The 22,409-nt window shown below is 63.4% G+C and carries 14 protein-coding genes and 1 other RNA gene; 9 read left to right on the top strand and 6 right to left on the bottom strand.

Going from position 1 to position 22,409, the window contains the following annotated elements:
• The first annotated feature begins 81 nt into the window (after positions 1-81).
• On the top strand, positions 82-2,808 hold the full coding sequence (locus tag KCN53_RS04250) for a [protein-PII] uridylyltransferase (RefSeq protein ID WP_088711293.1): 2,727 nt from the start codon (positions 82-84) through the stop codon (positions 2,806-2,808).
• A gap of 90 nt (positions 2,809-2,898) precedes the next feature.
• Here KCN53_RS04250 and ssrA read toward each other — a convergent pair.
• Together ssrA and KCN53_RS04240 are read right to left on the bottom strand one after the other, a co-directional pair.
• Positions 2,899-3,259, bottom strand: a transfer-messenger RNA (tmRNA) gene (gene ssrA / locus KCN53_RS04245).
• A 26-nt stretch (positions 3,260-3,285) separates the two neighbouring features.
• Positions 3,286-4,431: a glycosyltransferase family 4 protein gene (locus KCN53_RS04240; protein WP_088713303.1), complete on the bottom strand. Its 1,146-nt coding sequence runs from the start codon at positions 4,429-4,431 to the stop codon at positions 3,286-3,288.
• An 85-nt stretch (positions 4,432-4,516) separates the two neighbouring features.
• On the opposite strand from KCN53_RS04240, the gene KCN53_RS04235 reads away from it, so the two are divergent.
• Positions 4,517-4,750: a hypervirulence associated TUDOR domain-containing protein gene (locus KCN53_RS04235; RefSeq protein ID WP_088711294.1), complete on the top strand. Its 234-nt coding sequence runs from the start codon at positions 4,517-4,519 to the stop codon at positions 4,748-4,750.
• 6 nt (positions 4,751-4,756) lie between these two features.
• On the opposite strand, the gene KCN53_RS04230 is transcribed toward KCN53_RS04235, so the two are convergent.
• From KCN53_RS04230 to rpoB, 3 genes are all read right to left on the bottom strand, one after another.
• The gene (locus KCN53_RS04230) at positions 4,757-5,458 is read right to left on the bottom strand and encodes a ZIP family metal transporter (RefSeq protein WP_088711295.1); all 702 of its coding nucleotides are present in this window, start codon (positions 5,456-5,458) and stop codon (positions 4,757-4,759) included.
• A gap of 103 nt (positions 5,459-5,561) precedes the next feature.
• Entirely contained in the window at positions 5,562-9,740 is a 4,179-nt protein-coding gene (rpoC, locus tag KCN53_RS04225) for a DNA-directed RNA polymerase subunit beta' (protein ID WP_088711296.1), read from the bottom strand.
• Positions 9,741-9,870: 130 nt separating this feature from the next.
• Entirely contained in the window at positions 9,871-14,019 is a 4,149-nt protein-coding gene (gene rpoB / locus KCN53_RS04220) for a DNA-directed RNA polymerase subunit beta (RefSeq protein WP_088711297.1), read from the bottom strand.
• A gap of 415 nt (positions 14,020-14,434) precedes the next feature.
• Between rpoB and KCN53_RS04215 the strand changes: the two genes are divergently transcribed.
• The 7 genes from KCN53_RS04215 to KCN53_RS04185 all read left to right on the top strand — a co-directional run bounded on the left by KCN53_RS04215 (position 14,435) and on the right by KCN53_RS04185 (position 20,692).
• The gene (locus KCN53_RS04215) at positions 14,435-15,340 is read left to right on the top strand and encodes a choice-of-anchor L domain-containing protein (protein ID WP_088711298.1); all 906 of its coding nucleotides are present in this window, start codon (positions 14,435-14,437) and stop codon (positions 15,338-15,340) included.
• A 166-nt stretch (positions 15,341-15,506) separates the two neighbouring features.
• The gene (locus KCN53_RS04210) at positions 15,507-16,115 is read left to right on the top strand and encodes a hypothetical protein (protein WP_143712166.1); all 609 of its coding nucleotides are present in this window, start codon (positions 15,507-15,509) and stop codon (positions 16,113-16,115) included.
• Positions 16,116-16,152: 37 nt separating this feature from the next.
• Entirely contained in the window at positions 16,153-18,180 is a 2,028-nt protein-coding gene (locus tag KCN53_RS04205; RefSeq protein ID WP_224199354.1) for an amidohydrolase family protein, read from the top strand.
• A gap of 67 nt (positions 18,181-18,247) precedes the next feature.
• On the top strand, positions 18,248-19,081 hold the full coding sequence (locus KCN53_RS04200) for a YihY/virulence factor BrkB family protein (protein ID WP_088711300.1): 834 nt from the start codon (positions 18,248-18,250) through the stop codon (positions 19,079-19,081).
• A gap of 86 nt (positions 19,082-19,167) precedes the next feature.
• Positions 19,168-19,689, top strand: coding sequence for a DUF2975 domain-containing protein (locus KCN53_RS04195; protein ID WP_088711301.1), 522 nt, complete (start codon positions 19,168-19,170; stop codon positions 19,687-19,689).
• Entirely contained in the window at positions 19,689-19,904 is a 216-nt protein-coding gene (locus KCN53_RS04190; RefSeq protein ID WP_088711302.1) for a helix-turn-helix domain-containing protein, read from the top strand. The genes KCN53_RS04195 and KCN53_RS04190 overlap by 1 nt, the downstream gene beginning before the upstream one ends.
• Complete coding sequence (locus tag KCN53_RS04185) at positions 19,901-20,692, top strand: hypothetical protein (protein WP_088711303.1); 792 nt, start codon at positions 19,901-19,903, stop codon at positions 20,690-20,692. The genes KCN53_RS04190 and KCN53_RS04185 overlap by 4 nt, the downstream gene beginning before the upstream one ends.
• Here KCN53_RS04185 and KCN53_RS04180 read toward each other — a convergent pair.
• Positions 20,666-22,309, bottom strand: a complete 1,644-nt coding sequence (locus KCN53_RS04180) for an ATP-binding protein (RefSeq protein ID WP_224199352.1) — start codon at positions 22,307-22,309, stop codon at positions 20,666-20,668. The two genes, KCN53_RS04185 and KCN53_RS04180, sit on opposite strands and share 27 nt — an antisense overlap.
• Positions 22,310-22,409 lie beyond the last annotated feature (100 nt).

The following is a 22,409-nucleotide window of genomic DNA, read 5'->3' as shown; positions in this document are numbered from 1 at the left end:
GTCCGGCCGCTAGCGCCTTATCGGCCGAGCTGAACCTGATCCCCTCTTTCGCTCGGGCGGCGCGCTTACTAGCTCATAGTCATGCCGCGCCGCTTCGATTCCGTCACCGACCGCCGCGCGATCATTGATCGCCGCACCATCTTCTCCCGTGTGGAAGAGGCCCCGGCCGAGCGAAAATATTATGTCGAGATCCTTCGCGAGGCGCTCGCAGACGGCGCGGCCGAACTCCAAAAGCGTATCGATGCCGATCCCGGCGACGGCCGCGCGCACGCTTATGCCCGCGCCTATCTGATCGACCAGATCGTCCGCATCGCCTTCGAGGCGTCGGCGCGTTTCCTCTTTCCCAACCCCTCTCCCAGTTCCGGCGAACGCCTGACCATTTGCGCCGTGGGGGGTTATGGCCGGGGGGAAATGGCGCCCTATAGCGACGTAGACCTGCTCTTCGTCGTGCCCGGCAAGCTGTCCGCCTGGTCGGAACAGGTTGTCGAATCGGTCCTCTACACGCTTTGGGACCTCAGCCTGAAGGTCGGCCATGCGACCCGTTCGCCCCAGGAAATCGTCCGCCTTTCCCGCGAGGATACGACCATCCGCACGGCGATGCTGGAAACGCGTTTCATCTGCGGCGACCAGGATCTCTACGACGAAGCGGGCCGCGTCTACCGTAGCGAGGTCGTGCACGGCACGGAGCGGGATTTCATCCGCGAAAAGCTCGCCGAACGCGATGCGCGTCACAAGCGGATGGGCGACAGTCGCTATGTCGTCGAACCCAATGTGAAGGAAGGAAAGGGCGGCCTGAGGGACCTTCAGACGCTCTTCTGGATCGGCAAATATTGCCACCGGGTCGAGCGGGCCGCGGAACTTGTCGATGCCGGCCTGTTCGAACCCGAGGAATACCGCCTCTTCAACCGCGCCGAAGACTTCCTGCTCGCGGTCCGGACCCTTCTACACCATCTGAACGGCCGTGCTGAGGAACGGCTGACGTTCGACATGCAGCGCCGCATCGCCGAACTGCTCGGCTATCAGGACCGGGCGGGGGCCTCCGCCGTCGAGCGCTTCATGCGCCACTATTTCCTGATCGCGAAGTCCGTGGGCGACCTGACCGGCCTGTTCCTCGAACATATCGAAGAGGAATATGCCGGATTTCGCGAACGCATCCGCTCGCGCACCAGCGCGCCTTCACATCTCAACGGCTTTACGCTCAGTCGCGGCCGTATCGGGATTCCGGACGAGAGCTTCTTTCAGGACGAGCCGCGCCGTTTGCTGGAGTTGTTCGCCCTCGCAGAGGAACATGGGCACGAAATCCATCCCCTCGCCATGCGCCAGGCCAGCCGCGACGCCCAGCTTATCTCCGACCTTCAGGACGACGAGCGTGCGAACGATCTGTTCATGCAGGTTCTGACCTCTCCGCGCGATCCGGAAACCGTACTGCGCTGGATGAACGAGGCCGGGGTCTTCGGTCGGTTCGTACCCGACTTCGGCCGCGTGGTCGCTCGTATGCAGTTCGACATGTACCACCACTATACCGTCGACGAGCATACCATCAGGGCCGTCGGCCTGCTGTCGCAGATCGAGCGCGGCCTGCTGAAGGACGAGCACCCGATTTCGACCGATATCATGCAGAAGGTCGGGGCGCGTCAGGTGATCTACACGGCGGTGCTGCTACACGACATCGCCAAGGGGCGCGGCGGCGACCATTCCGAACTGGGGGCGGAGATTGCGCTGGAGCTATGTCCGCGGCTGGGCCTGGGGCCGGCAGAGACGGAAACCGTGTCTTGGCTGGTCCGCTATCATCTCCTGATGTCCGCAACGGCCTTCAAACGGGACCTCTCGGACGCAAAGACGATCGAGGATTTCGTCGCCGAAGTGCAAAGTCTGGAACGGCTGCGCCTGCTTACCGTCCTGACCGTCGTCGATATCCGGGCCGTTGGGCCGGGCACATGGACCGCCTGGAAGGCACAGCTCATCAGCAATCTCTTCACGCTGGCCGAGGAGCGTCTGCGGCTAGGCCACCAGCGCTACGGGCGCGAGGAGAAGATCGCCGCGAAGCAGCATGAGGCAGCCGAGCGGCTCGGCTGGGACGATGAGCGCATGGATGCCTATGCCGCGCGCTTCTTCGACAGCTACTGGATTGCCGAGGATATCGACACGCTGGTGGCGAATGCACGGCAGATCGAGACGCCGGAAGAGGCGATCTCGATCGAGTTCACGTTCGACGAGGATTCCGGCCTGACGCAGGTGCGTATCTGTTCGGAGGACCATCCCGGACTGCTGATGCGGATCGCCGGGGCGATCGGTCTGGCGGGCGCGGACATCGCGGACGCCCGCATTCACACGACGCGTGACGGCATGGCAATCAACAACCTGCTCGTCACCTCCTCGCGCACGGCGACCTTCACGGAACCGGATCAGCTCGAGCGCCTGAAACGCACCGTCTGCGATGCGCTGGCGGGCAAGGTGAGGCTCAAGGACAAGCTGGCCTCGAAGCCGCCCCCTCTCACGCGGGCGGAAGCCTTCAGTGTCGCGCCGCGGGTTCTCGTTCAGTCCGGAGCGTCCAATCGTTTTACCGTGATCGAAGTGAACGCGGCCGACCGCCCCGGCCTGCTGCACGCGCTTTTGAAGACGCTGTTCGACGCTCAGGTGAGCATCAATTCCGCACATATCACGACCTACGGCGAACGCGCGGTCGACACCTTCTACCTCACCGACCTGACCGGGCAGAAGCTCGACGGAACACAGCGCCTGAAGGATCTGGAAGCGCGGCTCCTCAACGCCGCGCGCACCGAATCGCGGGCTGCGCAGGCGGCCTGAGCCGCGGCAGAACAAAGGCACTGCGGCCCCGCAACTCGCATGTCGGGAATCGTGGAGGGGCTTCTGTTGCCCGGTGCCCTCCGAACCGCTGGACTGGCGCTTCTGTTGACAGGTGCGCCCCGAACCCCGCTTTTGGCCTGTGTAACGTTCGCCGTTAGGCTACTGGTTACGCAGCAAGAGCAAATGCCTCGTTGTCGTTGGCATTTATCGGTTTTGACCCAGTTTTACGGCTTATGTCAGGCCGGGCGAAGTCACCGTCTTTCAGCACATGTCGAAGCTGTTTCGGCCCCATCAGGAAGCGTCCATTGGAGATGCTGAACGCCTCGTGGTGGAGCCGCCGGGTACCGCCCCCGGGTCCATGCAACCTATTTCACGGCAAAGTTTATCGCCATAGCCGGCCGCTAAGCCGGCACTTGAGAAGATAGGCGCGATGATCCGACGCTTCAAGTTCGGCGCGCTGTAGTCTCGCGGATGCCGCTAGCTGCCGTGGCCGCCCGCGACGGCGAGATAGCGCTGCAGCAATCCCTCATTGATCGCATCCCAGTCATAAGCCTCGGCACGCTCCGCCCCCGCCGCCCCCGCGCGGCGCCGGGCCTCGGCATCGTTGAGATAATGCTGCAGCGCATCGGCCGACTGCTGGACATCGTCGGGAGCCGTCAGCATGCCGTTCAGACCTTCCTCCACAAGGCTCGTCGAACCCGTGGCCCGCGCGGCGACGACGGGCAGACCGCTCGCCATCGCCTCCAGCGTCACATTGCCGAACGTCTCGGTGGAGGAGGGGTTGAACATGACATCGGCGGACGCATAGGCCCGCGCCAGCTTCTCGCCGCCCAGGAAGCCGGTAAAGATGCCCTGAGGTGCGCGCTCTTCGATCCACTCGCGGGCAGGCCCGTCACCGACGAACAAAGCTTTGTAGCTTTGACCGCGCCGGTCGAGTTCCTTCAGCGTCGCCGCGAACACGTCGAGGCCTTTTTCCAGCACCAGCCGCCCCACGAACAGGATAACTACGTCGTCGTCGGCGAGGCCGAGACTTCGGCGCCAGGCCATATCACGCCGTGCAGGATCGTAGAGCTGCTGGTCGATACCGCGGCTCCAGATCAGAACCTCCCGGTTCATCCCCTGCTCGCGCAGGACATCGGCCATACTTTCGGACGGGGCGTAAATTTCTTCGCACTTGTTGTAGAGTCGGCGCAGGATCGCCTCGCCCGCCGACTGCAGCCAGCCCAGCTTGTAGTAGCGGAAATAGGTCTCGAATCTGGTGTGGACGGAGGCGACCAGTGGAACGCCGTGCCGTTCGGCCCAGACCGCGGCGCGGTGGCCGATGACATCGGGTGAGGAAATGTGCACTAGATTTGGCTTGAAAGCGGCCAGATCGTCGTGAGCGCCAATCAGGCCAAAGCCGAACCGATACTCGTCGCGCCCGGGCACGGGCACACTTTTGATCGACACCAGATCGCCTGTCGGCTCGAACGGTGGATTGTCGATTGTCGGCGAATAGATGCGCATGGTGACGCCGCGCGACAGCATATAGCCCGTCAGGCGGTTTAGCGCCTGGTTGGCGCCGTCCTTCACATAATTATAGTTGCCCGAGAACAGGGCGACCCGAAGGTCTTTTGGCTGCATGCGCGGGCGCATAGCGGGCGCCGGGGCGGAATGCCACAGGAACGGTGATCGCCGCCCCGCCGTTCGAGCGGAAAAGGAGATGCCCATGTCCAATTCGAACAGCTTCCAGACCGGCCAGTATGTGAAATGGAAATGGGGCGAGGACTATGCCCGCGGGCAGATCGACGAGCGATTCGAACGGGATGTCAAACGGACGATCGACGGCAATGAGGTGTCCCGCAACGGCAGCGAGGACAATCCCGCCTACCTGATCAAGCAGGAAGACGGGCAGAGTGTCCTCAAGAAAGGCTCCGAGCTCGAAGCTGACCCGCAGAACTAGGTCTCGCTATCCGCCAAGCTGACCGAGCAGGAAGGCAAGGACGAGACCTAGGGCCACGGCGACGCCGGTCATCTTGTGATCCTGCTTGTAGGCTTGGGGAAAGACTTCCGTTGCGAGCGAGGACACCACTGCGCCCGCGGCAAAGGCACGAATCAGACCAAGGAGTTTCGGATCCGTTCCGGCAAGAAGAAGGTTGCCCGCGATTGCGGCCAGCGACAGCAGACCTGCGGTCGCGGCCCACAGCAGCATGACGCGGCCCTTCGATCGGTCCTGCGCCGCCATTTCCTTCGCGCCGCCAGCCGCCTCGGGGAGGTTCGATAGCAGGATTGAGCCTGCCAGCGCCGCCACCTGCATTGGCCCGGCTCCGATCAGCGCAACGCCAAGCGCCAAATTCTCCGGAATTCCGTCGATCGTGATCGCCAGCAATAGGCCCGTGCCGCCACTTTCGCCGAACAACTTGTCGTTCAGCTTATCGAGTCCGACGAAGGCCAGCGCACCGACGAATACGGCGCTCATCACCATCCACACGGGGGCGTGCTCGGTGGCCGGTTCGATCAGTTCCGACATGACGGAGACGATCAGTGCGCCGCCCGCCATGGCCACCAGAAACCCTTCAAGTCGTTCCGGGAGACGACCGTAAAGCCCCCAGGCCGCCCCGGCCATCAGGGCCCCGGAGACGACGAGAACGACAGCCAAGGTGAGCAGCATGTTTGCGGCCTAGTGGCTCTCGCGGCAGCTTCCAATGCCGGAATGAAAAAGGGCCGCGCCGGATGTCCGGCGCGGCCCCTCTGCCTCGCAAAACCTGCCGACGTTACTCGGCCGCTTCTGTCTCCGTCTCGGCTTCGGCATTCGCCGCTTCCGCTTCGGCGGCTTCCAGTGCCTTGCGCTGCTTCTCGCGAAGCTTCGCGTCGCGCTGGCTCGCCTCCAGACGGGCACGGTTCATGGCCGCGCCGGTGCCTGCCGGGATCAGACGTCCGACGATGACGTTTTCCTTCAGGCCGTTCAGCGTATCGACCTTGCCCTGGACGGCCGCCTCGGTGAGGACACGCGTCGTTTCCTGGAAGGAAGCGGCGGAGATGAAGCTGCGGGTCTGCAGCGACGCCTTCGTGATGCCCAGAAGCACCGGCTTGCCCTCGGCCTTTTCCTGGCGCGCGGTCAGCTTGGCATTCTCTTCTTCCATCTCGGTCAGATCGACCTGTTCGCCAACCAGCAGGGTGGTGTCGCCGGACTTCGTGATCTCGACCTTCTGCAGCATCTGGCGAACGATCACCTCGATGTGCTTGTCGTTGATCTTCACGCCCTGCAGCCGGTAGACCTCCTGGATCTCCCAGACGAGATATTCGGCCAGCGCTTCGACGCCCATGACATCGAGAATGTCATGCGGATCGGGATTGCCGTCGATCAGATAGTCGCCCTTGCGCACGCTATCGCCGTCCTGGACCGCGATATGCTTGCCCTTCGGCACCATATACTCGACCGTGTCGCTGCCATCCTCGGGATGGATGTAGAGCCGCTTCTTGGTCTTGTAGTCGCGGCCGAACTCGATGCGACCGTCAATCGAGGCGATGACCGCATTGTCCTTCGGCTTGCGAGCCTCGAACAGTTCGGCAACGCGCGGCAGACCGCCGGTGATGTCGCGCGTCTTGGCAGCTTCACGCGGGATACGCGCGATGATGTCACCCGGCTTCACTTCGGCACCTTCGTCGACCGACAGGATCGAGCCCACGGACAGCTGGTAGACCTGCGCGTCTTCCGAATTGTCGCCCGTCAGAGTGATGCGCGGCTTCAGATCGCCCGACTTCGGTACCGCCTTCCAGTCCGCCACGGTCTTCGCCGTGATGCCGGTAGCTTCGTCGGCCTCTTCCGTCAGCGAGACGCCTTCGACGAGGTCCTGATACTTCACGACGCCGCCCTTATCGGCAATGACCGGAAGCGTGTACGGATCCCATTCGGCAAGCCGGTCGCCCTGCTTGACGATGTGACCGTCCTCCCAGGCGATGATCGCACCGTAGGGAATACGGTCGACCGAGCGCTCGCGACCCTCCATGTCGATGACGGCGATCTCGCCGGAACGACTTGCTGCGAGCAGGCGGCCCTTCTGGTCCTTGATCGAGTCGAGGTTGCGATACTCGACCCGGCCGTCGAACGAGCTTTCCAGCGTAGACTGCTCGGAAACCTGGGCTGCACCGCCGATATGGAAGGTCCGCATGGTCAGCTGCGTTCCCGGCTCACCGATCGACTGCGCGGCGATGACGCCCACGGCCTCGCCGATGTTCACCGGCGTACCACGCGCAAGGTCGCGGCCGTAGCAGGCGCCGCAGACGCCAATCTGCGCTTCGCAGACCAGCGGCGAGCGGATGTCGACCGATGCGGGTTCCACATCCTCGATCAGCTTCGTTTCGGCTTCGCCCAGCAGCGTTCCGGCTTCCATGACGGTCTCGCCGGTCTTGGCGTCGATGACGTCGTCCGCCAGCGTGCGGCCGAGGATACGCTCGCCCAGCGACACGATGGTGTTGCCACCCTCGACGATCGCCTTGACGTTCAGCGACTTGTCGGTGCCGCAATCCTCTTCCGTGATGGTGCAGTCCTGCGACACGTCGACGAGGCGGCGGGTCAGGTAGCCCGAGTTCGCCGTCTTCAGCGCGGTGTCGGCCAGACCCTTACGGGCACCGTGGGTCGAGTTGAAGTATTCAAGGACGGTCAGGCCTTCCTTGAAGTTACTGATGATCGGCGTCTCGATGATCTCGCCGGACGGCTTGGCCATGAGGCCGCGCATACCGGCCAGCTGCTTCATCTGCGCAGGCGAACCACGCGCACCGGAATGCGCCATCATGTAGATCGCGTTCACCGGCTTCTCGCGGCCGCCCTCGTCCAGTTCGTGCGCGGACAGTTTGCCCATCATGGCGTCGGCCACGCGGTCGCCGCAACGCGCCCACGCGTCGATGACCTTGTTGTACTTCTCGCCCTGCGTGATCAGGCCGTCCTGATACTGCTGTTCGAAGTCGGCGACGGTGGCACGGGTTTCGTTGACCATCTCCTCCTTCTCGAACGGGATGATCATGTCGTCCTTGCCGAACGAGATGCCCGCGGAGCAGGCATGCCGGAAGCCGAGATCCATGATCGCGTCGGCGAACAGGACCGTCTCCTTTTGCCCCGTCTCACGGTAGACGACGTCGATGACGTCGGCGATTTCGCGCTTGGTCAGCAGCCGGTTGATCAGCTCATAAGGCACGCGGTGCGTCTTCGGCAGCTTCTCGCCGATCAGCATGCGGCCCGGCGTCGTTTCGACGCGGAGCATGTACTCGTTGCCTTCTTCGTCCGTCTGCGGGACGCGGGCGGTGATCTTCGAGTGCAGGGTCACGAGGCCGGCGTCGAGAGCGTTGTGCACCTCGACGATGTCGGAGAGGACCATTCCCTCGCCCGGCTCGCCCTGCCGGTCCATCGACAGATAGTAGAGGCCGAGAATCATGTCCTGCGAGGGCACGATGATCGGTTTGCCATTGGCGGGCGACAGGATGTTGTTGGTCGACATCATGAGGACGCGCGCTTCCAGCTGTGCCTCTAGGCTCAGCGGCACGTGCACGGCCATCTGGTCGCCGTCAAAGTCGGCGTTGAAGGCCGAGCAAACCAGCGGGTGAAGCTGGATCGCCTTGCCTTCGATCAGCACGGGCTCGAACGCCTGAATGCCGAGGCGGTGGAGCGTCGGCGCGCGGTTCAGCAGGACCGGGTGCTCGCGGATCACCTCGTCCAGGATGTCCCAGACTTCCTTGCGTTCCTTCTCGACCCATTTCTTGGCCTGCTTCAGGGTCATGGAGAGACCCTTGGCGTCAAGGCGCGCGTAGATGAACGGCTTGAACAGCTCCAGCGCCATCTTCTTCGGCAGACCGCACTGATGCAGCTTCAGTTCCGGGCCGGTCACGATGACCGAGCGACCGGAATAGTCGACGCGCTTGCCGAGCAGATTCTGGCGGAAGCGGCCCTGCTTGCCCTTCAGCATGTCGGACAGCGACTTCAGCGGACGCTTGTTGGCGCCCGTGATGATGCGGCCGCGGCGACCATTGTCGAACAGCGCATCGACCGATTCCTGCAGCATGCGCTTCTCGTTGCGCACGATGATGTCAGGCGCGCGCAGTTCGATCAGCCGCTTCAGGCGGTTGTTGCGGTTGATCACACGGCGGTAGAGGTCGTTGAGATCCGACGTCGCGAAGCGGCCACCATCCAGCGGCACGAGCGGACGCAGGTCGGGCGGAATGACCGGGACGACCGACAGGATCATCCATTCGGGACGGTTGCCCGATTCCATGAAGCTCTCGATGACCTTCATGCGCTTGATGATCTTTTTCGGCTTCAGCTCGGACTTGGTGACGGCCAGCTCTTCCTCGAGGGCCTTGTGCTCGGCCTCCAGGTCCATCGTCTCCAGGATCTCGCGGATGGCCTCGGCGCCGATACCGGCGGTGAAGGCGTCCTCGCCGTATTCGTCCTGCGCGTCGAGCAGTTCGTCCTCGGTCAGAAGCTGCAGCTTCTCGAGCGGCGTCAAGCCCGGCTCGACGACGATGAAGCTCTCGAAATAAAGCACCTTCTCAAGCTGCTTCAGCTGGATGTCGAGCAGCATGCCGATGCGGCTCGGCAGCGACTTCAGGAACCAGATATGGGCAACCGGCGCGGCCAGTTCGATGTGGCCCATGCGATCGCGGCGCACCTTCGAAACGGTGACCTCGACGCCGCACTTCTCACAGACGATGCCCTTGTATTTCATCCGCTTATACTTGCCGCACAGGCACTCATAGTCCTTGATGGGACCGAAGATGCGCGCACAGAACAGGCCGTCACGCTCAGGCTTGAACGTGCGGTAGTTGATCGTTTCGGGCTTCTTGATCTCGCCGTAGGACCAGGACCGGATGCGCTCGGGAGAGGCAATGCCGATCTTGATCTGGTCGAACGTCTCCGGCTTCGCGGCCGGATTGTAGAAGTTCATGATTTCCTGGTTCATGCGATCTTCCTTCTGGTCCTTCGGGACCCTTGTTCCTGGTCCCGGCCATCAGCCGGGCTCCAATTCCTGACCTTCGTCCCGACGTGCGCCCGCCGGGTGGCGGCCCCGGCCTTCGCCGGGACCCCGGTCCCTATTCGGCTGCCTGCGGAAGCATGTCCTGGCCGTCCTCGTCGTCGTCCTCGTCCTGGTTCTTCAGATCAACGTTGAGGCCAAGTGAGCGCATTTCCTTCACGAGCACGTTGAAGCTCTCCGGGATGCCGGCTTCGAACGTGTCGTCGCCCTTCACGATGGCCTCGTAGACCTTCGTGCGGCCCGACACGTCGTCCGACTTCACCGTCAGCATTTCCTGCAGGGTGTAGGCTGCGCCGTAGGCCTGCAGCGCCCAGACTTCCATCTCGCCGAAGCGCTGGCCGCCGAACTGCGCCTTACCGCCCAGCGGCTGCTGGGTGACGAGCGAGTACGGGCCGATGGAGCGTGCGTGGATCTTGTCGTCCACCAGGTGGTGCAACTTCAGCATATAGATGTAGCCAACGGTCACCTTGCGGTCGAACTTCTCGCCGGTACGGCCGTCGTAGAGGTCCACCTGGCCAGAGCGGTCGAGACCCGCCTCTTCCAGAAGGTCCGCCACATCGGGTTCGCGGGCACCGTCGAACACGGGCGTTCCCATCGGGACGCCGCGCGACAGGTTGGTCGCCAGTTCGGTCAGCTCCTCGTCCGACTGCGGTGCGATTTCCTTGTCGTACTGCTTGCCGTAGATTCGCTTCAGCTTCTCGCGCAGTTCGTCCGAACTGCCGTTCTCGTGCATCTTCTCCAGCATGTCCCGGATCTGCACGCCCAGACCGCGAGCGGCCCAGCCAAGATGCGTCTCGAAGATCTGCCCGACGTTCATACGCGACGGCACGCCGAGCGGGTTCAGCACGATGTCGGCATGCGTACCATCTTCCAGGAACGGCATGTCCTCGATCGGCAGGATGCGGCTGATGACGCCCTTGTTTCCGTGGCGGCCGGCCATCTTGTCGCCAGGCTGCAGCTTGCGCTTCACCGCGACGAAGACCTTCACCATCTTCAGGACGCCCGGCAGCATCTCGTCGCCGGCCTGCAGCTTCTCGACCTTCTCCTCGAACCGGTCGCTGAGGCTCTTCATGGCCTCGTCATACTGGCCCTTCATGGCTTCGAGGTCGGACTGGACGCTGTCGTCGATGACGGCAAACTTCCACCAGTCGCGCCGGTTCTCGATGCCCGACAGCAGCTCTGCGGTGATCTCGCTGCCCTTCTTGACGCCCTTGGGCGCTGCGGCGGCGGTCTGGCCGATCAGAACTTCCTTCAGGCGGCCATAGGTCGCGCGGTCCAGGATCGCCCGTTCGGTATCGCGGTCGTTTTCGAGCCGCTCGATTTCCTCGCGCTCGATCTGGAGGGCACGCTCATCCTTGTCGATGCCGTGACGGTTGAACACGCGCACTTCGACGACCGTCCCGGCAACGCCCGGCGGCAGTTTCAGCGACGTGTCACGCACGTCGGAGGCCTTTTCGCCGAAGATGGCGCGAAGCAGCTTCTCCTCCGGCGTCATCGGGCTCTCGCCCTTCGGCGTGATCTTGCCGACCAGAATGTCGCCCGGCTCGATCTCGGCGCCGATATAGACGATGCCCGCTTCATCGAGGTTGCGCAGCGCCTCCTCGCCAACGTTCGGAATATCGCGCGTAATCTCTTCCGGCCCCAGCTTGGTATCGCGGGCCATCACCTCGAACTCCTCGATGTGGATCGAGGTGAAGACGTCGTCCTTCACGATGCGTTCGGAGATGAGGATCGAGTCCTCGTAGTTGTAACCGTTCCACGGCATGAACGCGACGAGCACGTTGCGGCCGAGCGCGAGCTCACCAAGTTCGGTCGACGGGCCGTCGGCAATGATATCGCCCTTCAGCACCTCGTCGCCCACCTTCACCAGCGGACGCTGGTTGATGGCGGTATTCTGGTTCGACCGCTGGAACTTCCTCAGCTTGTAAATGTCGACCGCGCTTTCGCCGGCCTGCACGTCCTCGGTGGCGCGCACGACGATGCGCTCGGCATCGACCTGGTCGATGATGCCGGTGCGACGGGCGGCAATGGCAGCGCCGGAATCGCGCGCCACCGTCCCTTCCATACCGGTACCGACGAACGGCGCCTCGGCACGTACGAGCGGCACGGCCTGGCGCTGCATGTTCGAGCCCATCAGCGCGCGGTTGGCGTCATCGTTTTCCAGGAACGGAATCAGCGAGGCCGCAACCGAAACCAGCTGCTTCGGCGACACGTCCATCAGCGTGATGATGTCACGCGGCGCCATCAGGAATTCGCCCGCCTGACGGCTGGACACGATTTCCTCGACGAAGCTGCCATCGTCGGTCAGCTCGGCATTGGCCTGCGCGATGGTGTGCTTCTGCTCTTCCATCGCCGACAGGTAGACGACTTCGTTCGTCACCTTGTTGTCGACCACCCGGCGGTACGGCGTCTCGATGAAACCGTACTTGTTCACCCGGCTGAAGGTCGCCAGCGAGTTGATCAGGCCGATGTTCGGACCTTCGGGCGTCTCGATCGGACAGATGCGGCCATAGTGGGTCGGGTGGACGTCGCGCACCTCGAAGCCCGCGCGCTCACGCGTCAGGCCGCCCGGCCCGAGTGCCGAGACGCGGCGCTTGTGGGTAATCTCGCCCAGCGGGTTCGTCTGGTCCATGAACTGCGACAGCTGCGACGAGCCGAAGAATTCGCGCACCGCGGCAACTGCCGGCTTGGCGTTGATCAGGTCGTTCGGCATCACCGTGTCGACGTCGACGGAGCTCATGCGCTCCTTCACGGCACGCTCCATGCGCAGCAGGCCGACGCGGTACTGGTTCTCCAGCAGTTCGCCCACCGAACGCACGCGGCGATTGCCGAGATTGTCGATGTCGTCGATCTCGCCCTTGCCGTCTTTCAGGCCGACCAGCGTCTGCACCACGGCCAGAATATCCTCCTGCCGCAGCGTGGTAAGATCGTCCGGCGCATCGAGATCGAGGCGCATGTTCATCTTCACGCGGCCGACGGCGCTCAGGTCATAGCGCTCCGGATCGAAGAACAGACCCTCGAACATACCCTCGGCGGTCTCGCGCGTGGGCGGCTCGCCGGGGCGCATGACGCGGTAGATTTCAGCAAGCGCAGTGTCGCGGTCCTCGGACTTGTCGACTTTCAGCGTGTTGCGGATCCACGGACCGACATTCTGATAGTCGATATCGAGGATCTCGATTTCCTTGATCTTCGCATCGTCAAGGCGCTGGATCACATCGGCGTCGATCTCGTCGCCGGCCTCGACATAGATGCGGCCGGTCTTCTCGTCGATCATATCCTTGGCAGCGAAGCGACCAGCCAGTTCCTCATCGGGAATCAGATACTCGTCCATGCCGTCCTGCGCAGCCTTGCGTGCGGCCCGCGGGCTCACCTTCTTGTTGGCAGGGAACAGGACTTCGCCCGACTTCGCATCGACGATGTCGAAGGTCGGCTTCTGGCCGCGCCAGTTGTCCGGATTGAACGGCGCCTTCCAACCCGTCTTGGACCGCTTGAAGGTCAGCTTGGCGTAGAACCGGTCGAGGATCTCTTCGGTAGAAAGACCCAGGGCATGCAGCAGTGTCGTGACCGGCTGCTTGCGCTTCCGGTCGATGCGCGCGTTGACGATGTCCTTGGCGTCGAACTCGAAGTCGAGCCAGGATCCGCGATAGGGAATGATGCGCGCGGCGAAGAGATACTTACCCGACGCATGGGTCTTGCCGCGATCATGGTCGAAGAAGACACCCGGGCTGCGGTGCATCTGAGAGACAATGACGCGCTCCGTACCGTTGACGAGGAACGTGCCGTTCTCCGTCATCAGCGGCATGTCGCCCATATAAACGTCCTGCTCCTTGATATCGAGCACGGAGCGGGCTTCGGTGTCGGGATCGATCTCGAATACGATCAACCGCAGCGTTACCTTCATCGGCGCCGAATAGGTCAGGCCGCGCTGACGGCATTCCTCGGTGTCGTACTTCGGCGCTTCCAGTTCGTAGTCGACGAAGTCGAGTTCGGCCGTACCGGCAAAGTCCTTGATCGGAAAGACGCTGCGCAGCGTCTTTTCCAGGCCGGAGACATAGCCGTCTTCCGGGCGCGAACGCAGGAAGTTCTCGTAGGATTCGCGCTGCACCTCGATGAGGTTAGGCATTTCGATCGCTTCGGTGATGTCACCGAACATCTTGCGAACCCGCTTTTTGCCGATGAAGCTGAGAGCCTGCTGCGTGGTGGCCATGGAGATCCTTTGGGTCTTTGCGTGTCTGGTCGAACTGGTTCGGGCACGAAAAAACGCGGCGCACATCGGGAGGGACTCCGGTACCGGGACCGGAATCCGCTATCTCTTGCACGTCGCGTGGGTCCCAATCCCGTCACCTTCCGTAGGCTGGCTGCGCGACGACCGGCCTGTCTCGTGATCGGGTGGGTAGGCGCTGCATATAGGAACGAGCCCGGGAGAGTCAAAGGCCGGACACCACCATTCCCAGGTGTCGGCCAATTTTACAGCACGCGATACTAACCTGCATTAGTACATCCCCAAGTGACTGACTCTTCGCGTAAGACGGATTCTGGCATCACTTTTGCTAGGAGCTGCCCAGAGACAGTTTCACCCAAGTGGCGTTGCGTACCGGTTTCACCCTTGTCGGGGATTAGACATGGACGTTCGTGGTTCTCTCCTTGCCCTTTCCGTCGCAGCGGCGCTTGCAGCTCCGGCCTCTGCCATTTCCGTCTCGGGAAACGAAACGGCCCTCGACCTCGCCTCGCAGATCGCCGGGTCGGGCATCACCATTACCGGCGCGACCTATGACAAGGGCGCATCCGCAACGGTCCAGTCCGGTACCTTTACGGGCGGCTCCGACGCGCTGCCCTTCGACACCGGCATCGTCCTGACGACCGGGAATGTCGCGCAGGTTACCGATACCGCCGGCCAAAACTACACGGAAACGCGCGGCGACGGCTTCAGCCCCGATGATAACATCAGCACCGTCACCGGCTCGGGCGGAACCCTCGCGATCCTGAACTCGACCGACTATGCGTCGCTCGAATTCACCTTCACCTTTACCAATCCGACAGACCCCAGCGCAGGCAATGTGAACTTCGCCTTCGCCTTCGCGTCGGAAGAATATATCGACTTCATCGGGACCGGCTTCAATGACGAGTTCCAGCTGCTGATCAACGGCACGAACGTGGGCACTACGACCGGTCAGGCTGGCGGAGATACGGTCAATATCAACAATGTGAACGACCAAGTTAACTCGTCGCTCTACGTCAACAACGTGGCGAATACGAACGGCATTCCGAATGCGAACCTCGCATTCGGGTTTGACGGCCGTACGGCGCAGATCAATGCCTTCATCTCCGGCCTCGACCCGTTCGCATCGCACACCGCCCAGTTCGTGGTCGCCGACGTCTTCGACGAACAGCTCGACTCCGCCGTCTTCATCAGCGGCGGCACGTTCAGTGTCGATGCGCCGCCGACCGCGACCGATGTCCCGGCGCCGGGTGCGCTCGGGCTTCTTGGCGTTGGCCTTCTCGCCATGGGTCGCCTGCGTCGGCGATAGCAACGCCACATCCGAAGGAAATTGGGCCGAGACGGCGCAAACCTCTATTTTCCGCGTGGCTGGTCGAGGCGCCCACACCTGATACACTGCCGCAATGAAGCCTGTGCGTATCGGGGTCCTTGTCGCTTGCCTGTCTCTCGCCGCCTGTGCGCAGCCACGAGCGGAAATGCCTGCATCTGCGGGCGTGGCGAACGACGGGCCGGGCCCGGTCGAGCGACAGATGATCGCCGAGAGGCGTGCGGAAGCCGAGGAACTGCGCGCCGCTATCGCCGACATGAACCGCGACCTGGCTGGAAGCGGCGCGCCCAATTCTCTGCAGGAGGGTCTCGAGGCCGCGCTGCGCGGCTTCGCCGAGGAACAGGCCAATCCGGACCTGTTCGCCGACTGTGCGAAACCCGACCTGCGACCCTTTACGGACCGCCGCCGTCCGGGCGTAGCTGCCCTCTCCTTTGTTCCCGACACCTGGCCCTATGACGACCCTGAAGACGGGTGGGAGGCCATGCTGACCGCTTACGACGAGGCCGCAGCCGAGCTCGACCAAGACGATGCGGACGCGCTCCTTTTGCAACTGCTTGTCGAGCTGGAACGGCAGGGGAGTGCGCTTGCCGCGAGCGAACTCGGGGCCGCGACCTACTTCTGCTATCTCGGCCTTGCGCAGGATATGACCCGCGCCGCCGGCTATCTTGCCAAGGCCGCCGCGGCAGGCGAAGAGACCGCCTCACGGACGTTGGCGCTAATGCGAGAGCGCGGGGAACTGCCGGCGTCCATTCGCTGATCTTTCGACGGATCGTCCAAGAGGGGGAATATACGCCGTGACCCGGTTCACCATCCTTGCCGCCATTCTGGCCGGCCTGCCGGCGGCCCCGCCCGCCGCAGCCGAGACGCTGCACTACAATATGCTGTCCGCGGGCGACGACGTCGGCGATCTCATCGTCGAGCGGGAGGGCGACCGCCTCGTCATCGACTATGATGTGAAGAACAACGGCCGCGGACCCACGATCGCCGAGACCATCGACCTCAATGCGGAGGGCTATCCGGTTGGCTGGCAGATCGAGGGCAACACGACCTTCGGCAACCAAGTGGACGAGTGGCTGCGCGTCGAGGGGGGCACCGCTCGCTGGCAGGATGCAACCGGCGAGGGCCAGGCGCCAGCCGCCCCGCTCGGCTTCTACGTGGACCAGAATGGCAGCCCCTATTCGCTCGCCTTGCTGGCGCGTGCGCTGCTTGCCGACGAGGACCGCAGCATCGCCGTCTATCCCTCCGGCACCGCCACTCTGCGGGAGCGCGAGACGATGACGTTCGATGGGCCGAATGGAGCCGTCACCGCAACGACCTACCAGATCAATGGCCTGTCGACGAACCCGGTCGACGTCACGCTCGATGCCGACGGCGAGCTGTTCGCCTTCGCAAGCCCGCGCAGCATTCTTGTCCGGGAAGGCTATGAGGACAGCGCCGACGAGGCTCTGCGGACTTATGTCGAGAAGCTCTCGACCGAGCGCTTCGTTGAAATCCAGGCCGAGACCGCCCACGACTATGAGGGGCCGGTTCGCATCCGCAACGTGCGGCTGTTCGATCCGAAGGCGAAGGCGCTGACGGCCGCTCATGACGTTGTGGTGTACCGCGGGCGCATTTCCAGCGTACAGGCCGCGAACAGTCCCGTCACTGAGGGCGAGACCGTGATCGACGGGGCCGGCGGCACGCTCGTTCCCGGCATGTACGAAATGCACGGCCATACGGGGCAGGAGGGCGCTCTTCTCAACATCGCCGCGGGCGTCACTTCGATCCGCGACATGGGCAATGAGAATGACATTCTCGAGGGCCTTATGGACCGTATCGCAGAGGGCACGATTGCCGGGCCGCGCATCACCCGCTCCTGCTTCATCGAGGGCGAGAGCGAGTTTTCCTCGCGAACCGGCGAAACCGTTTCCACCCCTGAAGAAGCGCTCGACATGGTCCGCTGGTGCGGCGCGCGCGACTTCCAGCAGGTGAAGCTCTACAACTCGATGCGCGGCGAATGGGCCGAGACGCTGGTGGACGAGGCACATGCACTCGGCATGAAGGTCGCCGGTCATGTTCCGGCGTTCTCGCGCGCCGACGACATGATCGAGGCGGGCTTCGACGAGATGACCCACATCAACCAGATCATGCTCGGCTGGGTGCTGGATGAGGGAGAGGATACGCGCACGCTGCTGCGTCTGACCGCGCTCGACCGCCTGCCCGACCTCGACCTGTCGAGCGCCCCGGTCGAACATACGCTGGCGATGATGGCGGAACGCGGCATCGCCCATGATCCGACGATCACGATTCACGAGAACCTGCTTCTCGGTCGTAACGGTACCGTCTCGCCCAGTTTTGCCGACATCGTCGACAATCTGCCCGTGTCCATGCAGCGCGAGCTGCGGACAGGCTGGACCGACGTGTCCGAGCCAGGCACGGACGAGGCCTATCGCGGCGCCTTCGACCAGATCATCTCCACGCTAAGGATGATGCACGAGCGCGGCATCTTTCTCGTACCGGGAACCGACATGGGCGGGTCCTTCGCCTATCACCGGGAGCTCGAGCTGTTCGAGCGGCTCGGCATGACGCCCGCGGAGGTGCTGGCGCGCGCTACGCTCGAAATGGCGGAATATCTCGGTCAGGCGGAGGATCTGGGCTCGATCGAAGACGGCAAATATGCCGATTTCTTCCTTGTCGCCGGCGATCCCACTCAGGATCTGAAGGAGATCAAGCGTATCCGGATGGTCGTTTCCGATGGCACGGTCTACTTCCCGTCCGAGGTTTATCCCGCCTTCGGCATCGAACCCTTCGCGGCGGCACCCGAAATCGTTACGCAGCCCTGACCGGCTGACCGCTCTCGACCGCCGGTGCTGAACGAACCCGCGCCGGCGGCGTTGGCGGAGCATGTCCATGTTCTCTCTACCGTCGCCGAAGCAGACCTGGCGGGCAGTTCGCGCGGCCTCCGACAATAATCTCGGACTCGTCGCTGCCGGCGTCGCCTTCTACGCCTTTCTTGCCTTTGTCCCGCTCCTGGCGGCACTGGTGCTGGCCTATGGGCTCGTCGCCGATCCCGCGACGGTCTCGCGCCACGCCCAGTCGCTCGGCACCGTCCTCCCCTCGGCGGCTGCGGAACTCATCACCGACCAGCTCGAAGCCGTCACCGGCGCGGATCAGGGACGCACCAGGCTCGGTCTCCTCCTGTCGCTGCTGGCCGCCCTGTGGGGCGCGTCGAAAGGGGCGAAGTCGATCATCATCGCCCTGAACATCGTCCATCATGTCGAGGAAACGCGGGGCTTCCTGGGGCAGACGCTGACGGCGCTTCTCATCACCGGCGCAACCATTCTCTCGATCGTCGCCGCCCTCGCCGCCATTACCGTCTTCGGCTTCGTCGAGAGTCTGCTGCCCATGATGCCGCTGGCACTGCACACCGCGGTGCAGCTGCTCTTCTGGGTCGCTGCCGGCCTTCTGGGCGCTGCGGCGATGGCGCTGATTTACCGGCACGCCCCCCACTGGGAGGGCGCCTCCTGGCGGCGGCTGTTTCCCGGGGCGCTCTTTGCCACCATCTTGTGGTTGGCGGCTACGTTCGCCTTTGGCCTCTATGTGGCCAGCTTCGGCAACTACAACGCGACCTACGGCGCGCTCGGGGCGGTCGTCGTGATGCTGATGTGGCTATACCTGAGTGCCTACGTCCTCCTCCTTGGTGCGGAAGTGAACGAGGTCCGCGGAGCGTCACGGGTCGGATAGCGAGCCTAGTTTAATCGTTTTTCGATAAATTGCTTGTCGTTTTTCGATATATTGTTATCGATTATCGGGAAACGAAAGGCGACTCCATGGCTAGCGAAGACCGGTTGCTGAATACGACCCAGCGCATCCTGGACCTTCTCAGGCTGCTCAACATCGCTGCGGCAGCGTTGCTCGTCGGCGCCCTCATTCTCAGCTTCGTCGCTCCCCAGCCCTCCCTTCAGGCGATCGCCGGAGAAATCGGTGATGGGAAGGAACTGGACTATCTTCGAACGATCAGAATGCTCTTCGGTCTGGGTGCGGCAATGGCGATCCCGGTCCATCTCATCTTCTCGGCGCTCCTAAGGATCTTGCGCGGGGCGCGGAGCGGCGATCCTTTCACCGCGCAGGCCGCACGCAGCCTCCGCACGACGGCCTGGCTATTCCTGCTGCTGCAGGTCGCCGACCTCTATTATGGCTACGTCGCGATTCGCTTCAGCCTCTCCTCGGGCGAGTATGCCGGCTGGTCGCCAGGCCTCACCGGCTGGCTGGCCGTCCTGCTGCTGTTCGTTCTGGCACGAATTTTCGAGCAGGGTGCTGCCCTGCGCGAGGAGGTGGAGGGAACGATCTGATGGCCATCCGGATCGATCTCGACGCCCGTCTTCACGAGCGGCGCATGACCCTCACGGAACTGTCGGAACGAGTGGGGATCACCATCGCCAACCTGTCGGTGCTTAAGACGGGCAAGGCAAAGGCGGTGCGCTTCTCCACTTTGAACGCACTCTGCCGCGAACTCGGCTGTCAGCCCGGAGAGCTCTTGCTCTACGAAGAGGAGGATGAGGAATGATCGAGGACCTGAAGACGATCTACCGCAGTGCATGGCGGTTCAGCCGTGATTGTCCGCTCCTCTTTCTCATCCCCGTCTTCGTGGAGATGGCCCAGCATATCGTGGAGCTCCACCTCGGCATGTACGCGTCCGAAGCCGGCGCGGTCGCAGCCGAGCAGCATCCATTTCGGCTCGCGCTCGGCTTTGCAAAGATCGTCGCCCTGACCCTGCCGGGCTATTGGTTCGTCCGCTACATGGCGTTCGGCGATGACCCGGCGGCCGCACGCCGGCTAGAGCGGAAGGCGGTCCTGCTCTGGGGCTCCCTCGCGCTTGCCGGGCTCGCCATCAGCGCGAACAACCTCTTCGGAACGCCGATAGCGGAAAAGCTCGGCGCGGCAGGAACCGAGGGTGCCCTGGTTTGGGGCATTTTGTCCTTTCTCGTCGGCGCGCTCTGCACGGTCTGGCTCGTTGCCTGGGCGCTCGGCAATTCTGCCATCGGCCCCCTTCGCTCCGCGCGGGTGATGCTGCCCCGGCTGCCGCGTTACGTGGCTTACTTCCTTGGTGGCATGGCACCGCTCATGGCGCTTCACTACGGGCTGGCCATTCTGGCGGTCACGGCTGCACCTGGGTGGCTCGACTGGGTTCTCATGATCCTCGATGCCGCTGTCGTCGGCTGGCTCGCGCTCACCCTGCGCGCACCCGACGTCATTATCAGCATGCGGGCCGCCGAAGAGACTTCGCTCGACCTTCAACCGGAACTGGCCGGGTCTCCTGCGCCCCAGCTAGTGCGTGGTGCGGTCGCTCCCTAGCACGGCGGCCAGCGCCGCGAGACTGAACGGTTTGCGCAGCACATCCATCCTGTCGCCGACCTTTTCCTCGATCTCCGCGAAGTCGGCGAAGCCGGTCGCCATGACCACACGAAGAGCGGGCTGCAGCTCCTTGGCCAGCCGCGCGAGTTCGGCACCATTCATGCCCGGCATGGCATAGTCGGACAGGAGGACGTCGAACTCATCCTCTTTCAGCCTGACCAGACCTCGCTCTCCGTCGGCCGCGAACTCCACTTCAGCCTCCAGCATGCGCAGCGCCTCGACCAAGCCGGCGCGCACGGCCTGGTCATCGTCGACGACCAGCACCCGCAGGCCCTTCAGGTCCGGGGCCACGTCCGGGGTTGCCACGCTCGCGGCGGGGCGCGCTTCATCCTCGGACAGCGGCAACAACATGGTCGCGACGGTTCCCCGTCCGGGTTCGGAATCGATCTCGATGGTCCCGCCATGCTGCTTCAGCAGGCTGTGCACCATGGAGAGCCCCAGCCCCGTGCCCCGGCCGGCCTCCTTGGTCGAGAAGAAGGGGTCGAAGACCCGTCTCAGGATGTCGGGCGGAATGCCCGTGCCATTGTCCGCCACCGAGACCGTCGCATAATGCCCGGCCGAGAGTTCCGGCCCCTCCGTCACCTCGACGATGTCCGAAGTCACGCGAATTTCGCCGCCTTCCGGCAGCGCATCGCGGGCGTTGATGACCAGGTTGAGAAGCGCCAGTTCGATCTGTGTACGGTCGATCGAGATCACCGCACCGCTTTCCGAGCGGATGTCGAGGTCGATGGAAGGCCCGAGAGAGCGTTCCAGCAAGTCCTGCATCCCCTCCAGCATGGGGTCGAGTTCGACGGGCTCGATGGCAGTCGCACGAACGCGCGAAAAAGTGAGCAGCTGGGCCGTGAGCCGTTCTGCCTTGGCCGTTGCCTCGCGCGCCATGGCCGACCAGCGCAGTACGCGATCGGGATCTTCCGGCGCCCGTTCGATCAGTTGCACGCTGGAACTGATCGCCTGAAGCAGGTTGTTGAAGTCGTGCGCAATGCCGCCCGTCAGCTGTCCCAGCGCCTCGATCTTCTGCGTCTGGACCAACTGCTCTTCGGCGCGTCGGCGTTCGGCCATTTCCTCGCGGAGCTGCTCGAGTGCGGTGTCGCGTGCCAGCAGGCTGGAGGTCAGCTCGTCGTTCGCCTCTTTCAGGGCGGACGGGCTGGGAATGGCCAGGGCGCGCGGCAGGAGCGGCCAGACCATCCACGCTGTCAGAACCGAGGCGACGGCGGTCACCGCCTTAATTCCCGCCTCATAGCCATAGTCGCTGTTCCACAGATTCCAGATGCTCATCAGATGCGTCGTGCCGCAGGCCATGATGAACAGGGCGAACAGCCAGAAGATGAAGCCGAACTCCAGATCCTGCCGCTTGCGGATGAAGGCGATCAGCGCCACCGGTATCGAGAAATAGGCCAGCGCGATCAGGCCATCGGAAATCACATGCGTCCAGATCAGCTCCGGCTTCCACAGCAGGCAGTAGCCATGCGGCGCATATAGGCCGTTCTCGGCCAGCGCTCCCAACCAGTCGAACATCCTCGTACCTCCCGGGACGCGGTTCGGGACCGCGGTCGTCACTCAGCCCTGCCCCCCCTATCACGAGAGCGGCATGTCCCCGAAACGAAGAAAGGGCGGCTCCGGTCTACCGAAGCCGCCCTTCCGTTCGGACGTTTCGTCG

The organism is Pacificimonas aurantium (genome assembly GCF_020092905.1).
Taxonomy (GTDB): domain Bacteria; phylum Pseudomonadota; class Alphaproteobacteria; order Sphingomonadales; family Sphingomonadaceae; genus Pacificimonas; species Pacificimonas aurantium.
The sequence above is the reverse complement of the archived record's forward strand: the minus strand, read 5'-3'. Positions and strand labels throughout refer to the sequence as shown.

Bases quoted from the DNA above. Each gene is read 5' to 3' on its own strand.
- KCN53_RS04250 (WP_088711293.1), top strand. From the start codon at position 82: ATGCCGCGCCGCTTCGATTCCGTCACCGACCGCCGCGCGATCATTGAT.
- KCN53_RS04240 (WP_088713303.1), bottom strand. From the start codon at position 4,431: ATGCAGCCAAAAGACCTTCGGGTCGCCCTGTTCTCGGGCAACTATAAT.
- KCN53_RS04235 (WP_088711294.1), top strand. From the start codon at position 4,517: ATGTCCAATTCGAACAGCTTCCAGACCGGCCAGTATGTGAAATGGAAA.
- KCN53_RS04230 (WP_088711295.1), bottom strand. From the start codon at position 5,458: ATGCTGCTCACCTTGGCTGTCGTTCTCGTCGTCTCCGGGGCCCTGATG.
- rpoC (WP_088711296.1), bottom strand. From the start codon at position 9,740: ATGAACCAGGAAATCATGAACTTCTACAATCCGGCCGCGAAGCCGGAG.
- rpoB (WP_088711297.1), bottom strand. From the start codon at position 14,019: ATGGCCACCACGCAGCAGGCTCTCAGCTTCATCGGCAAAAAGCGGGTT.
- KCN53_RS04215 (WP_088711298.1), top strand. From the start codon at position 14,435: ATGGACGTTCGTGGTTCTCTCCTTGCCCTTTCCGTCGCAGCGGCGCTT.
- KCN53_RS04210 (WP_143712166.1), top strand. From the start codon at position 15,507: ATGCCTGCATCTGCGGGCGTGGCGAACGACGGGCCGGGCCCGGTCGAG.
- KCN53_RS04200 (WP_088711300.1), top strand. From the start codon at position 18,248: ATGTTCTCTCTACCGTCGCCGAAGCAGACCTGGCGGGCAGTTCGCGCG.
- KCN53_RS04195 (WP_088711301.1), top strand. From the start codon at position 19,168: ATGGCTAGCGAAGACCGGTTGCTGAATACGACCCAGCGCATCCTGGAC.
- KCN53_RS04190 (WP_088711302.1), top strand. From the start codon at position 19,689: ATGGCCATCCGGATCGATCTCGACGCCCGTCTTCACGAGCGGCGCATG.
- KCN53_RS04185 (WP_088711303.1), top strand. From the start codon at position 19,901: ATGATCGAGGACCTGAAGACGATCTACCGCAGTGCATGGCGGTTCAGC.